Genomic DNA, 13,034 nt, shown 5'->3' on the forward strand with positions numbered 1-13,034 from the left:
TTGCTAACCGAGTTCCGGCATCAGCAGGACCAGGTAGTGGTCCGCCAGCAGCAGTGTGAACAGCAGGCTCAGGTAGACAATGGAGTAGCCGAAGGTCTTCATGGCATGCCGGTTGTCGTCACTGCGCCAGAGCACGCAGGCGTGGTAGACGAATCCCACCCCCAGCAAGAAGGCGCCGACCAGGTAGAGATAGCCGCTCATGTGGATCACGAATGGCATCAGGGAAACCGCCAGCAGCATCAGGCTGTAGAGCAGGATCTGCTGCTTGGTGAAGGCCACGCCGTGGGTCACCGGCAGCATCGGGATGCTGGCGCGGGCATACTCCTTGCGGCGGTGGATGGCCAATGGCCAGAAGTGCGGTGGCGTCCAGATGAACACGATCAACAACAACAGGAACGCCTCCAGCGGTACGTTGTTGGTGATGGCGCACCAGCCGAGCAGCGGCGGGGCGGCGCCGGCCAGTCCGCCCCAGACGATGTTCTGCGGTGTGGTGCGTTTCAGATAGAGGGTGTAGATGAAGGCGTAGCCGATCAGTGCGAGGAAGGTGAGGCCGGCGGTCAGCAGATTCACCTGGGTTACCAGCAGCAGCATCGAGACCACACCCAGCAGCAGCGCGAAACTGGCGGCGTGCGGGGTGTCCATGTGCCCGCTGGGGATGGGGCGTCGGCTGGTCCGCTCCATCAGGGCGTCGATACGCTGGTCGAGGATGTGATTGATCACCGCGCCGCAGGCGGCGGCCAGGGAGATGCCCGCCAGACCGAACAGCAGCGGCTGCAGCGGTATCGCCCCGGGGGTCGACAGCAGCATCCCCACCAGGGCGGTAAAGGCGATCAGCAGGACGACCTTGGGTTTGGTCATCTCATAATAACGACGCCAGGTGATGGCGCCCTGATTCAGGATTGTGAGTTCACCCGTGGCCATTGTTTACTCCTGTGGTCCAGTTGCGTGATGCCTTGAGCAGCGTCTCAAGATCTTTAAGGATGTCCTTCTTCGGGCTGCTCGCGCTGTAGCCCATCATCAACATGCCGTGCGGATCCGCCAGGTAGATGGCGTTATCGTGATCGGTTCCGCTCACCGCAAAAAGGCGGTCGAATTGCGCCTGTTGATCCGCGGGCAGGAACAGGATCTGCACCCCTTCGGCAAGCCCGTTCGCTTGGCCCATCGACCCGCTGGCCGCGGGCGATTCCTGGATCAGTAGCCGTTCGACCCGGAGCCGCTCCGCGCCGAGCCCGCGCCTGATCTGCTGCAGCGCCTGCAGTTGTTGTTGACAGTCGTTGTCACAGGTGCCGCTGTTGCGGGATATCAGTATCCATTGGCCCGACAGCGTATCCCAGTCGAAAAGCTGTTGCCGGTCATCCTCCAGTCTCAGCGACTGCAGCGGCCGGGGTGGCGATACCAGGGTGCCGTGGTTTTTCTGTTTCTCCGGCAGCCACTGTGGATTCATGATGTAGATCCAGCCGGCCGCGGGCGGCAGGCCGAACAGCAGGACCAGCAGCACGAGTGGTAGATAGGACCGGCCGGTGGTGACGGATGGCATCAGCAGTTCTCCTCCACGGTTACCAGAGAGGATAGCCGCGTCAGCGAAAGTCTCAACCAGAGTGCCAGTGAGAGCAGGCCGAAGGCGAACCACTGGATTGCATAACCGAGGTGCATCCCCTCGCCGGGCCGGGCTGTGGTCCAGGCACGCACGAAGCCGTGCGGGGAGTCGGGAGACTGCAGCATAATAAATGGAAAAATATCCAGCCCGGTCCAGGCCCGATAGTTTTCCAGGGTCAGAAAGGGCCAGAGGGTGGAGGCGTGCGGATCGAAGGCAAGCTCGATCGCCGGGGCCGAGGGTATGTTGGTTTCACCGGTCAGGGTGATGGCCCCGGTTGGCGTTTCGAGCTCGGGTGGGCGGTTGTTCACCGCCGCCACCCAGCCCCGGTTGACCAGCAGATGCCGGTCACTGCCGAGCAGGCGCAACGGCGTGATGACATGAAATCCCGGTTTGCCGAGATGCTTGCGATTGGTGATCAGCAGCTGTCCGGCCGGGACAAAGTGGCCGCTGACCGAGAGCGTGCGGAACTCCAGCGCTTCAGCGGTCGCCTGTTCGTTGGGGATGGCCAGGGGTGGAAGTTTGCGCCGGGTTTCCATGGTGTCGGCGGTGGTGCGTTTCTGTTGGGCGCGATCCAGTTGCCAGAAACCGAGTCCAACGAACAGCGGCAGCAGCACCAACAGTAACAGCAGTGTGGGAATCGGATGTGGCTGAAATCGCAATGTTGGTATCTGCATGGCGGTCTATAGTATGGGGATGGGTGTAGCGTGGCTGTCCCGTGCCCCGGTTGTAATTCGGCAATCGGAGAGATCCAGGGGATCTATCCGATAGCCTCTTTTAAAATAGTGGCTTTTGAAATAGTGGCCTTTAAAATAGTGGCACAAATTGGTGAAATTGCTCCTGTTTTAAAGGTCCGCGCCGGCTGATCAGCCGACGGCGGCAAACCCCTGTGTGGATATTGACCCGAAGCTAATGCTTGCCCGGTTGATGATTCCCACGGGAGAAGAGAGGACGTCATGGATATTATTTTCAAGTTGCCGATCATTCTGGTTCTCGTCTTTATACTGTTTTCACTCTTCCAGGGTATGTATTACCTGGCCAAGGATGATGGAAAAAACGACAAGACCCGGGTAGTAAAGGCGCTGACCGTTCGTATCGTCCTCTCGTTTGTGCTCTTCTCCCTGCTCCTGCTCGGCTATTTCACCGGCATGTTGCAACCGCACGGGGTATAGGTGCCCGCGGATAGGGTCTTACGTCGTCCACGGGGCGCCCTATGACCGGTATTCGGGGTAGGATGCCGGTGAGCTTGCGAACCGCATCATTTGCTGGCCGCTGGACCGATGCGGTTCGTTTTACTCACCGCATCCTACGGGTTGTAGTTTTGCGGGTGAAGAAGCCGGCAGGCGTATGCCATCCTCCGGTCCGCAAACCGTACATTCTTGTACCACTCCTCACCCTACAAAAATGCTTTATCAAATTGATGTAGTACTAGAACCAGTAGACAAAGATAAACAGACCCAGCCAGACCACGTCCACGAAATGCCAGTACCAGGCCACCGCCTCGAAGGCGAAGTGGTTGTGGGCACTGAAGTGTCCCTTCATGCTGCGCCCGAGGATGGCCATCAGCATGATCGCGCCCATGGTGACGTGAAATCCGTGGAAACCGGTCAGCATATAGAAGGTGGAACCATAGACGCCCGACTGCAAGGTCAGGTTCAACGCCTCATAGGCGTGAAAATACTCATACGCCTGAAAGACCACAAACAGCAGACCGAGGGCGATAGTGGCCATCAGGCCGCGTACCAGGGTCTTCTGGTTGTCCTGCTTCAGCCCCCAGTGCGCCCAGGTGATGGTGGCGCCGCTGGAGAGCAGCAGCAGGGTGTTCAGGGCCGGGATGCCCCAGGCGCCCATGGGGGTAAATGCGCCCCCCAGCGCCCCCGGCCCGTGACTCGGCCAGGCCGGATTAAACTGGCTATAGAGGATCTCCCGGGTGGCACCCAGATAGCCGTCGCCGCCGAGCCAGGGCAGGGCGACGTTGCGGATATAGAACAGGGCGCCGAAGAAGGCGAGGAAGAAGAACACCTCGGAGGCGATGAACCAGAACATGCCCATGCGGAAGGAGCGGTCCACCTGCCGGTTGTAGCGATCGGCCAGATTCTCGGCAATCACGTCACGAAACCAGCCGAACAGCAGGTAGGCAAACAGCAGCAGGCCGCCGATGACGAGATATCTCCCCACCGCCACCCCGTTCATGGTCAGTGCCGCGCCGATCAGCGTGGTCAGTAGCGAGACCATGCCGACGATGGGCCAGGGGCTGGGTTCAGGGATGAAGTAGGCTGTCTGTTGCTCTGTCGATGACATGGTCTCGATCCTGATGTGGTGATAGGGGGTCAACCCTTCTCATGCCTGGCTGATTCAGGCGCTGATTCGGGCGCTAATTCAGGTGCTAATTCAGGTGCTGGGGTTTCCGGTTTCATGAGGCTGTAGGAGAGTGTCAGGGAGCGGATCTCCGGCGGCAGATCCGGGGAGATCATGAAACGCAACGGCATCTCGACCGACGCGCCGCCCGCCAGGGTCTGCCGGTTGAAGCAGAAGCACTCCAGCTTGTTCAGGAACGCGGTGGCCTGCCAGGGCGCCACACTGGGGATGGCCTGACCGGTAACCGATGCGCTGCTGCGGTTGCGGGCGGCAAAGTTGACTTGATAGAGCTTGCCGGGATGCACCTGCAGGTGGCGCTCCAGCGGCTGAAAATCCCAGGGCAGGTTGGGGTGCACCGAGGTGTCGAACTTGATGGTGATCAGGCGCGAATCCTCACGGATTGACAGCGGCTCGGCCACCGCCTCACCGGCACTGCGCAGGCTGACGGACTGGATGCCGGTCACCTGGCAGAGCAGATCATAGAGCGGCATCAGGGCAAAACCGAAGCCGAACATGCCAAGCACCAGCAGCGACAGCAGCCAGACGGTGCGTCGTTTGTTGCGTGCCTGGGCCGCGGGGTTCATTTCGCCACCTCTCCCAATACCTGGAAGATGTTCTGCCAGAACGGAAACGAGGTGATCAGCACCAGCAGGGCGAAGCCACCCAGGATCAGTGCCAGGCGTATATTTTTCCGTCGCAGTTGCGGGTCGTGCGGGTTCATGCGGACTGCTCCTGGCGGATCAGCGGCGGCGTCTCCCAGGTGTGGAAGGGCGGCGGTGAGGCCACCTCCCACTCCAGGCCCCGCGCGCCTTCCCAGACCCGGCTGGTGGCCGGCTCGCCGCCGCGGATGGTCTTGATGACGATGTAGAGCAGCAGTAGATGACTGAAACCGAAGATCATCGCGCCGATACTGGAGATGACGTTGAATTCGGTGAACATGACGTTGTAGTCGATGATCCGCCGCGGCATGCCGGCCAGGCCGAGGAAATGCTGGGGGAAGAAGGTGAGATTGAAGCCGGTGACGTTGATCCAGAAAAAGAGCTTGCCCAGCCGTTCGTCATACATGTGGCCGGTCCACTTGGGCAGCCAGTAGAACACCCCGGCAAACAGCCCGAACACGGCGCCCGGCATCAGCACATAATGGAAATGGGCCACCACGAACATGCTGTCGTGGTACTGCATGTCCGCCGGCACCACCGCCAGCATCACGCCGCTAAGTCCGCCGAAGGTAAACATCAGGATAATGGCCACCGCGAACAGCATCGGTGTCTCGAAGGTCATGGCACCGCGCCACATGGTGGCGATGAAGTTGAAGATCATCAGCCCGACCGGGATGGAGATGATGATGGTGCCGATCATGAAATAACTGACCGCGCCCAGCGACATGCCGATGGTGTACTGGTGATGGGCCCACACCACCATACCGATGGTGCCCACCGCGATCATGGCGCCGACCATCGACTTGTAGCCGAACAGGGGTTTGCGGGCGAACGTGGGTATCACGTGGGAGAGCACGCCGATGGAGGGTAGCAGCAGCACGTAGACCTCGGGATGGCCGAAGAACCAGAACAGGTGCTGGAACAGCACCGGATCGCCGCCGCCGGCGGCATCGAAGAAACTGGTGCCGAAGTGGCGGTCGAACAGCAGCATGGTGACGCCGCCGGCCAGCACCGGGACCACCAGGATCAGCAGGAAGGCGGTGACCAGCCAGGTCCAGCAGAAGATCGGCATTTTCATCAGGGTCATGCCAGGTGCGCGCATGTTGAGCAGGGTGACGATGATGTTGATCGACGCCAGCACCGAGGAGATGCCCAGCAGGTGGATGGCGAAGATCAGGAAGTCCATGGACATGCCGACCTGGACGGACAGCGGGGGATAGAGGGTCCAGCCGGTATTGATCTGGCTGCCGCCACCGGGGAAGAAGGGGACCACGAACGAGAGGATCAGCATGGTGCCGGCCGCCGGCAGGATCCAGAAGCTGAGATTGTTCATCCGCGGCAGCGCCATGTCCGGGGCGCCGATCATCAGCGGGATCATCCAGTTGGCCAGGCCGGCGGCGGCCGGCATCACCGCGCCGAAGATCATCAGCAGGGCGTGGTTGGTCACCAGGTTGTTATACAGGTCGGGATCCAGCAACTGGATGCCGGGTTGAAACAGTTCGGCGCGGATCAGCATGGCGCTGGCGCCGCCCATGAATAGCATCGCCAGGGCGAACAGCAGGTAGAGGGTGCCGATATCCTTGTGATTGGTGCTGAACAGCCAGCGCCGCCATCCCGTCGGGTTGGCGTGATGGTGGGGGGCGTCATGCAGGGTGCTGGTATGGCTCATGTTCCTCTACTCCTTCAGCGTGCCAGGGCGACGTCGGTGGGCTGTACCGTATCCCCGGTCCGGTTGTCCCAGGCGTTACGCTCGTAGGTGATGATGGCGGCGATCTCCAGATCGTTCAGCGCACCCCAGGCCTGCATCGCGGTCCCCGGCTTGCCGTTGATCACCATGTTGAAGTGCGCCTCGATCGGGCCGTTGACGATGGCGGATCCGTTCAGGGGCGGGAAGGCCGGCGGCAGACCCTGGCCGGCCAGCTGATGACAGGCGGCGCATTTGGTTTCATACAGCGCCTTGCCCTTGGCCATCAGCTCCTCCCGGCTCCAGGTTTTGGTCGCGGCCGCCTCGGCCGCGGCGGCCACCTTGATCTCCTGCTGCTCCGCTACCCACGTCTGGAATTTTTCCGGTGAAACCGATTCCACCACCAACGGCATGCGCGAGTGCCAGGTGCCGCACAGTTCCGCGCACTGACCGCGGAATACCCCCTCGCGATTGAGTTCTGACCAGGTCTCGGTGACATACCCGGGGATGGCGTCCTTCTTGAAGGCCAGTTCCGGCACCCAGAAGGCGTGCAATACGTCGGCCGAGGTATGCAGGAAACGGATCTTGGTGTTGGTCGGCAGCACCAGGCGGTTATCCACCTCCCGGAGGTAGAGATCGCCGGCCTGCTCCCGGGGGGTGTAGCGGCTCTCCACCTTGATGCCGTAATCGAGATAATCGAACTCCCACCACCACTGATGACCGGTCACCTTCACGTCCATCAGCTTTTCATCCTTCGGCACGTCCCAGACCTTTTTCAATACCGCGTCGGCATTGCTGGCGATGGTCAGATCCACCCCCAGCACCAGTGCCGGTACGATGACCCAGGACCAGTTGCCGAACCAGGTGTTGTGGAAGTGCTGATCCGCCGGATAGCCGCGGCTTTTTCGATGGAAGTAGAGCGAGTAGATGACAATGGAGAAGACCACCAGCAGCAGGAAGGTGGCGATCTGCATGGTCAGCATGTGGATGTCGTAGATCTCCTGGGCGACATCCGCGGCGGGGGGTGGAAAGTTTATGCCGTACTCTGCCTGGGTCGAATGAAAAACGCTCAGCCCAGCGACCAACCCGGCGATTGGCGGAATGAGTCCGCCAACAGTGGTGAATCTCCTGCACATAACTACTCTTCCCCTCTTGATCACACGTGAATGACTACGGGTCAGATATTAAGCTGCATATCCTGATTGTTCGTTCGTCCCCGGGTCCGTAATTGTTGGTTTAACTGTTACGCCAGTGCCCCTTGAGGCAGGTGGTATGCCCCGGTTTCAGTGGGTGCTGAATAGTTACAGTTGTATCCGAGATACGGGATATCAGGTCACTGTTCATGCCTGAACTTAATTTTTATGCACCCAGTATCCGGTCTGCGTACGGTATTGGCAACCCCACGGGAATCAGGGAAAGCGGTCCGGTTGTCCCTCTTGGCGCTGTTCGCGGCAATCCGCGTTGCCAGGCTGCTATCCGGTAATTACCCTGTCCCGAGTAGTTTAAAAATCAGTATGGCTCATTCGTTGCAAAAGGCAACATGCCCCCGCTGGCGGAACAACAGGCGCATGCCGGAGCTGATCCGCTAATACCACTCAGTTTCTGGGCTTGAAGATTGGCGGGGCGCTGATTATAAGTTGAGGGACGGCGATACTCATCTTACCGGCGCATGGACAGTGACCACGTCTTCCGGGACGCGATCCGGCCGACAATGCCTCCGTTCGACCCCGGTCGATGCGGTTGCGCAAACAGCAGGAGGTTGAAATGACGCACCATCAGCATACCGCGCTCGACCATATGGATCTGCCCATCAGTCTACCGCGGATCAATAGTATAACCCTGGACCATCCCTGGCGGTGGCTAGCCGCGGGATGGCATGACCTCAAGGCGGCGCCCGGCATCAGCCTCTCCTACGGCGCCGTTTTCGTACTGTCGAGTTTTCTGCTGACGGGGATGCTGATCTCCCTTGACATGGCCTTTTTCATACCGGCGCTGGTGGCCGGTTTCTTCCTGGTTTCACCACTGCTGGCCATCGGGCTGTATGACATCAGCCGCTCACACGCCCGCGGCAAGACGCCGACATTTCGCGGGAGTCTGATCTCCTGGCGGCGGGCGCCGTTCAATCTTCTCGCCATGGGACTGGTGTTGATGCTGGCCTACGTTATCTGGATGATGCTCGCCAACATGGTGTTTGCGATATTCTTTTCGGGTATAACGCCTGATTTTGCATCCGCGCTCAATGTGTTGTTCCTGTCCGGAGCCAGTCCGGCGTTCATGGCCGCGGGCATACTCAGCGGCGGGGTGATCGCCTTTGCCGTGTTCTGCATCAGCGTCATCTCGGTGCCCATGATCCTGGACCGGGATGCCGATGTGATGAGTGCGGTGATCAGCAGTGTCCGTTGTGTGCTGAACAATCCAAAACCGCTGCTGCTCTGGGCCGTCCTGATCGTCATGTTCGTGGGACTGGGCCTGGTAACGATGTTTATCGGACTGGTGCTGTTCATGCCGCTGGTCGGTCACGCCAGCTGGCACGCCTACCACGACCTGGTGCGATCGGAAACCGAATCGAACTGATGCCTGTCATGCCGGGGCCGCCTGGTGTGCCCCGACCTCCCCGCTCCGCCCGCGAGCCGGCCAACCACTGAGTCAGCATGGAAAAACGGAACCGTCCGGCTGTGGCCCGGCGCGCGGTCCGATATGGTCTGAAGTAGTGGGATATCCTATACTACGCTGCTTTGCCACTGCCGGATGTCGGCCGAATCGTTCCGGCGGCGTGACCCGTCACCGCTTCGGATCGCTGTTCCGGTAGTGGAGTATATTTTTCAGGCGTTAAGACGGCAGACCAAGGTGTCCCAATGATCAAGATTAATGAAAACTATCAGAAGCTGCAGGCTTCCTATCTTTTCTCGAATATCGCCAAGCGCGTTAACGCCTTTCAGCAAGCCAATCCGGACAAACCGCTGATCAAGTTGGGTATCGGCGACGTCACCCGGGCGCTGCCGGATGCCTGTGTCAAGGCCTTCCATCTGGCGGTGGACGAGATGGCCCAGGATGTGACCTTCCGTGGTTACGGTCCGGAGCAGGGGTACGATTTTCTGCGTGAGGCGATCGCCAGGCACGATTTTCAGGCACGCGGCGCGCGGGTCGAGGCCGATGAGGTGTTTGTCAGCGACGGCGCCAAGTGCGACAGCGGCAATTTCCAGGAGATCTTCTCCACCGATATCATCGTGGCCATCCCGGATCCGGTCTACCCTGTCTATGTGGATACCAACGTGATGGCCGGACGCAGCGGTGCCTGGAACGCCGAACAGGGGCGCTATGAAGGGCTGGTCTACCTGGACGGCAACCGCGACAACGGCTTTATCCCGGATCTGCCGGACCGGCCGGTTGACCTGATCTATCTCTGCTTTCCCAACAACCCGGCCGGCTCCACCGCGACCCGGGAACAGCTGAAGCTGTGGGTGGATTATGCCCGGGCGAACAAATCGCTGATCCTGTTTGATGCCGCCTACGAGGCGTTTGTACAGGACGAGAATCTGCCCCGTTCCATTTACGAGGTGGAGGGTGCCCGCGAGGTGGCGATCGAGTTTCGCAGCTTCTCCAAGACCGCCGGTTTCACCGGTACCCGCTGCGCCTTCACGGTGGTCCCGAAGGAGTGTATGGCCTACACCGAGGTGGGTGAGCCGGTCTCGGTGCATGCCCTGTGGAACCGCCGTCACACCACCAAGTTCAATAGTGTCTCCTATCCGGTGCAGCGCGCCGCCGAGGCGGTCTACAGTGCCGAGGGGCAGGCCCAGGTGAAGGAGCTGGTCGGCTACTATCTGAGCAACGCGAAGTATATCCGCGAAAAGATGGAGGCGCTCGGCTACGACTGTATTGGCGGGGTCAACTCCCCCTACATCTGGATCGACAGCAAATGCGACTCCTGGGAATTTTTCGATCGCCTGCTGAACGAGGCGGCGGTAGTCTGTACCCCGGGTGCGGGATTCGGCAAGTGTGGCGAAGGCTATATCCGTATCAGCGCGTTCAACAGCTTTGACAAGGTGGTCGAGGCGATGGAACGTATCGGCCGAATACTCTGATCCGGCATTCAATGTTTATTAGTAACTACTCACCCGGTTTGGAGTTGATTGGCCTGCCTTGTTGGCCTCACACGATGGCTGGACCAAGATCGGCCAACAAGGCAGACCAATCACCCCGTGAGTAGTTACGTTTATTATTCAATCCTGGCCCCGTCCGGCCTGACCGGCGGGGCCGACAGCAGCGAGTCTTCGGAAACCGACCATGCCCATTTCCAGCGATTTTGAACAACGTCTCTATCCGCACCTCAACGACATTGCGGAACACTTCGGCACCCCGTTCCATCTCTATGACGAACAGGGAATCCGCGACACCGGCGAGACGCTGAACCGGCTTTTTTCCGGGATCGAGGGATTCAAGGAGTATTACGCCGTCAAGGCACTACCCAATCCGCGCATCCTCGAAATCATGCGCTCCCTCGGCTTCGGTTTTGACTGCAGCTCGACCGCCGAGCTGCAGCTCAGCCGGGCCACCGGGGCGCGCGGAGAGGAGATCATGTTCACCTCCAACAATACCAGTCAGACCGATTTCCAGGCCGCGGCGGCGGACGGCGGCTGCGTGTTGAACCTGGATGACATCAGCCTGGTGGACAAGGTGCCGGAGATGCCGGAACTGATCTGTTTCCGCTACAACCCGGGTGCGCGGCGTACCGGCAACAGCATTATCGGCACCCCGGTGGAGGCCAAGTACGGGGTCTCCCATGAACAGTTGCTGGACGCCTACCGCAAGGCGCAGGCCCGTGGGGCGAAGCGCTTCGGACTGCACACCATGCTGGCCTCCAACGAGTTGAATTACAGCTATATGGTGGAGACCGCGCGGATGCTGCTGGAGACCGTGGAGTGGCTCTCCGCGGAGCTGGGGATTCAGTTTGAATTCGTCAATATCGGCGGCGGACTGGGCATTCCCTATCGCCCCGAGGACCGGCCGCTGGACATCGAGTCCATGGCGAAAGAGATCACCGCGCTGTTTGAAGCATTCAAACAGCGCCACGGCTACGCCCTGCGCATGTATGTGGAGAGCGGTCGTTATATCACCGGTCCCCACGGCGTGCTGGTGACGCGGGCGATCAACCGCAAGGAGATCTACCGCACCTATGTCGGTGTCGATGCCTGCATGTCGGCACTGATGCGCCCCGGCATGTACGGCGCCTATCACCATATCACCGTTCCCGGCCGTTGCGGCGGGGATGAGGTGGTGGATGTGGCCGGCTCCCTGTGCGAGAACAACGACAAGTTCGCCATTCAGCGCACTCTGCCGCGGATCAGCGACGGGGATCTCCTCTGCATCCATGATACCGGCGCCCACGGCCACGCCATGGGATTCAACTACAACGGCAAGCCGCGACCCAAGGAGCTGCTGCTGCGTAGCGACGGGACGGTCGAACTGATCCGCCGGGAGGAGACCCTGGAGGACCTGTTCGCCACGCTTCAATTTGAACCGGACAATTTTGCACCGGCTTCCTCATAACTGTCCCGGTGTTTGAGGATTTTTGCCGCGAATGAACGCGAATCATATTTGAATTGATCGAGAGGGGTTGTAGGGTGGATAAGCCCGAAGGGCGCATCCACCAGCAGCTGTTGCCCGGTGGATATGCTTCGCATATCCACCCTACGGCTTCATCCAGGGTAATTCACTGTCTCGAAGCCATCGTAGGGTGGGTTAGCGGCGCAAAAGCTCGATACTTCCAGGCCATGACAACATCCGAGCGCCGCGTAACCCACCGGGTTCCCGATCGGCAAACGGTGGGTTACGGCGCGCGCATGATGCAATGCAAACGGCGATCTCCCGCGCAAGGCGCGCCTAACCCACCCTACACTTTCAGAGCGCAATCCAGATCAGCACACCGCCCAGCAGCAGCCGGTAGATGACGAACGGCAGCATGCCGATGCGGCCGATCAGGCGCAGGAAAAGTTGGATACAGAGGTAGGCGGAGACAAAGGAGAGCAGGGCGCCGGATAGCATCGCCTGCCAGTCGACCGGAGCCGGGTGGGTCGCCAGCTCGAGTGTCACCAGACTACCGGACATCAGGATGGTCGGGATCGACAGCAGAAAGGAGAAGCGCGCCGCCGCCTCCCGGGTCAGTCCCAGCATCATGCCGGCGGTCATGGTGATGCCCGATCGGGAGGTGCCGGGTATCAACGCCAGCACCTGAAACAGGCCGATGGTCAGGGCGTCACGCCAGCCGGCCGAGTATTCATCCCGCGACTGGACGCCTTTATGGTCATACCAGAGCAGCAGCAGGGCAAACAGGATGGTGGTGGCCGCGATCACCCAGATCGAGCGCAGATCGTGTTCCACCAATGAGATAAACAGCTCCCCGGCAATCATGATCGGCAGGGTCGCCAGGATCAGCAGCCAGACCATGCGCGAGTTCGCCGTCCGGGGTCCGCCGCGGCGCAGGGAACGGAAAAAATCACCCGCCATATTCAGCAGTTCCCGGCGGAAGAAGGTGGTTACCGCCAGCAGCGATCCCAGATGCACCGCCACGTCGAAGGCCAGTCCCTGATCCTGATAACCGAGCAGCATCGGTGTGAGGATAAGATGGGCCGAACTGGAGATGGGCAGGAACTCGGTCAGTCCCTGGACGATGGCGAGTATGAAGATCTGCAGGCTATCCATGGCAGTCGGTGATTATTGGCGGATGGATCGGAATGGGTTT

Annotated in this window: 13 protein-coding genes; 4 read left to right on the plus strand and 9 right to left on the minus strand. The window is 60.2% G+C overall.

Annotation, left to right across the window (positions count from 1 at the left end; translation table 11 throughout):
• Nucleotides 1-3: 3 nt before the first annotated feature.
• Genes cyoE through O9K64_RS11675 form a run of 3 tightly spaced genes read right to left on the minus strand, consistent with a single transcriptional unit; the run spans nt 4 to nt 2,256 of the window.
• Nucleotides 4-921, minus strand: a complete 918-nt coding sequence (cyoE, locus tag O9K64_RS11665) for a heme o synthase (RefSeq protein WP_275098245.1) — start codon at nt 919-921, stop codon at nt 4-6.
• A complete protein-coding gene (locus O9K64_RS11670) occupies nt 908-1,537 on the minus strand; it encodes a hypothetical protein (RefSeq protein ID WP_275098246.1) in 630 nt (209 codons plus the stop codon). The genes cyoE and O9K64_RS11670 overlap by 14 nt, the downstream gene beginning before the upstream one ends.
• On the minus strand, nt 1,537-2,256 hold the full coding sequence (locus O9K64_RS11675) for an SURF1 family protein (RefSeq protein WP_275098247.1): 720 nt from the start codon (nt 2,254-2,256) through the stop codon (nt 1,537-1,539). Before O9K64_RS11675 ends, O9K64_RS11670 begins: the two co-directional genes overlap by 1 nt.
• A 294-nt stretch (nt 2,257-2,550) precedes the next feature.
• On the opposite strand from O9K64_RS11675, the gene O9K64_RS11680 reads away from it, so the two are divergent.
• Nucleotides 2,551-2,766, plus strand: a complete 216-nt coding sequence (locus O9K64_RS11680) for a twin transmembrane helix small protein (RefSeq protein WP_260292871.1) — start codon at nt 2,551-2,553, stop codon at nt 2,764-2,766.
• Between the two features lie 256 nt (nt 2,767-3,022).
• Here O9K64_RS11680 and O9K64_RS11685 read toward each other — a convergent pair whose 3' ends face one another.
• From O9K64_RS11685 to coxB, 5 genes are read right to left on the minus strand one after another with little or no spacing between them, the layout of a single operon-like run.
• Entirely contained in the window at nt 3,023-3,895 is an 873-nt protein-coding gene (locus tag O9K64_RS11685) for a cytochrome c oxidase subunit 3 (protein WP_275098248.1), read from the minus strand.
• A 29-nt stretch (nt 3,896-3,924) separates the two neighbouring features.
• Entirely contained in the window at nt 3,925-4,536 is a 612-nt protein-coding gene (locus O9K64_RS11690) for a cytochrome c oxidase assembly protein (protein ID WP_275098250.1), read from the minus strand.
• Nucleotides 4,533-4,673 (minus strand): hypothetical protein, encoded by a 141-nt coding sequence (locus tag O9K64_RS11695; RefSeq protein WP_275098251.1) that lies wholly within the window; start codon nt 4,671-4,673, stop codon nt 4,533-4,535. Before O9K64_RS11695 ends, O9K64_RS11690 begins: the two co-directional genes overlap by 4 nt.
• Nucleotides 4,670-6,280, minus strand: a complete 1,611-nt coding sequence (gene ctaD, locus O9K64_RS11700) for a cytochrome c oxidase subunit I (protein ID WP_275098252.1) — start codon at nt 6,278-6,280, stop codon at nt 4,670-4,672. Before ctaD ends, O9K64_RS11695 begins: the two co-directional genes overlap by 4 nt.
• A gap of 14 nt (nt 6,281-6,294) precedes the next feature.
• Nucleotides 6,295-7,431 (minus strand): cytochrome c oxidase subunit II, encoded by a 1,137-nt coding sequence (coxB, locus tag O9K64_RS11705; RefSeq protein WP_275098253.1) that lies wholly within the window; start codon nt 7,429-7,431, stop codon nt 6,295-6,297.
• Nucleotides 7,432-8,059: 628 nt separating this feature from the next.
• On the opposite strand from coxB, the gene O9K64_RS11710 reads away from it, so the two are divergent.
• The 3 genes from O9K64_RS11710 to lysA all read left to right on the plus strand — a co-directional run bounded on the left by O9K64_RS11710 (nt 8,060) and on the right by lysA (nt 11,842).
• Complete coding sequence (locus O9K64_RS11710; protein ID WP_275098254.1) at nt 8,060-8,869, plus strand: DUF2189 domain-containing protein; 810 nt, start codon at nt 8,060-8,062, stop codon at nt 8,867-8,869.
• A 281-nt stretch (nt 8,870-9,150) separates the two neighbouring features.
• The gene (locus tag O9K64_RS11715) at nt 9,151-10,377 is read left to right on the plus strand and encodes an LL-diaminopimelate aminotransferase (protein ID WP_275098255.1); all 1,227 of its coding nucleotides are present in this window, start codon (nt 9,151-9,153) and stop codon (nt 10,375-10,377) included.
• Nucleotides 10,378-10,579: 202 nt separating this feature from the next.
• Entirely contained in the window at nt 10,580-11,842 is a 1,263-nt protein-coding gene (gene lysA, locus O9K64_RS11720; protein WP_275098256.1) for a diaminopimelate decarboxylase, read from the plus strand.
• Nucleotides 11,843-12,193: 351 nt separating this feature from the next.
• Here the strand turns inward: lysA and O9K64_RS11725 are convergent, their stop codons facing one another.
• A complete protein-coding gene (locus tag O9K64_RS11725) occupies nt 12,194-12,994 on the minus strand; it encodes an undecaprenyl-diphosphate phosphatase (protein ID WP_275098257.1) in 801 nt (266 codons plus the stop codon).
• Nucleotides 12,995-13,034 lie beyond the last annotated feature (40 nt).

The organism is Sedimenticola hydrogenitrophicus (assembly GCF_029017505.1).
Classification (GTDB): domain Bacteria; phylum Pseudomonadota; class Gammaproteobacteria; order Chromatiales; family Chromatiaceae; genus Sedimenticola; species Sedimenticola hydrogenitrophicus_A.

Coding starts and splice junctions, on each gene's coding strand:
- ctaD (WP_275098252.1), bottom strand. CDS start 6,280: ATGAGCCATACCAGCACCCTGCATGACGCCCCCCACCATCACGCCAAC.
- coxB (WP_275098253.1), bottom strand. CDS start 7,431: ATGTGCAGGAGATTCACCACTGTTGGCGGACTCATTCCGCCAATCGCC.
- O9K64_RS11685 (WP_275098248.1), bottom strand. CDS start 3,895: ATGTCATCGACAGAGCAACAGACAGCCTACTTCATCCCTGAACCCAGC.
- O9K64_RS11670 (WP_275098246.1), bottom strand. CDS start 1,537: ATGCCATCCGTCACCACCGGCCGGTCCTATCTACCACTCGTGCTGCTG.
- lysA (WP_275098256.1), top strand. CDS start 10,580: ATGCCCATTTCCAGCGATTTTGAACAACGTCTCTATCCGCACCTCAAC.
- O9K64_RS11715 (WP_275098255.1), top strand. CDS start 9,151: ATGATCAAGATTAATGAAAACTATCAGAAGCTGCAGGCTTCCTATCTT.
- cyoE (WP_275098245.1), bottom strand. CDS start 921: ATGGCCACGGGTGAACTCACAATCCTGAATCAGGGCGCCATCACCTGG.
- O9K64_RS11690 (WP_275098250.1), bottom strand. CDS start 4,536: ATGAACCCCGCGGCCCAGGCACGCAACAAACGACGCACCGTCTGGCTG.
- O9K64_RS11725 (WP_275098257.1), bottom strand. CDS start 12,994: ATGGATAGCCTGCAGATCTTCATACTCGCCATCGTCCAGGGACTGACC.
- O9K64_RS11695 (WP_275098251.1), bottom strand. CDS start 4,673: ATGAACCCGCACGACCCGCAACTGCGACGGAAAAATATACGCCTGGCA.
- O9K64_RS11710 (WP_275098254.1), top strand. CDS start 8,060: ATGACGCACCATCAGCATACCGCGCTCGACCATATGGATCTGCCCATC.
- O9K64_RS11680 (WP_260292871.1), top strand. CDS start 2,551: ATGGATATTATTTTCAAGTTGCCGATCATTCTGGTTCTCGTCTTTATA.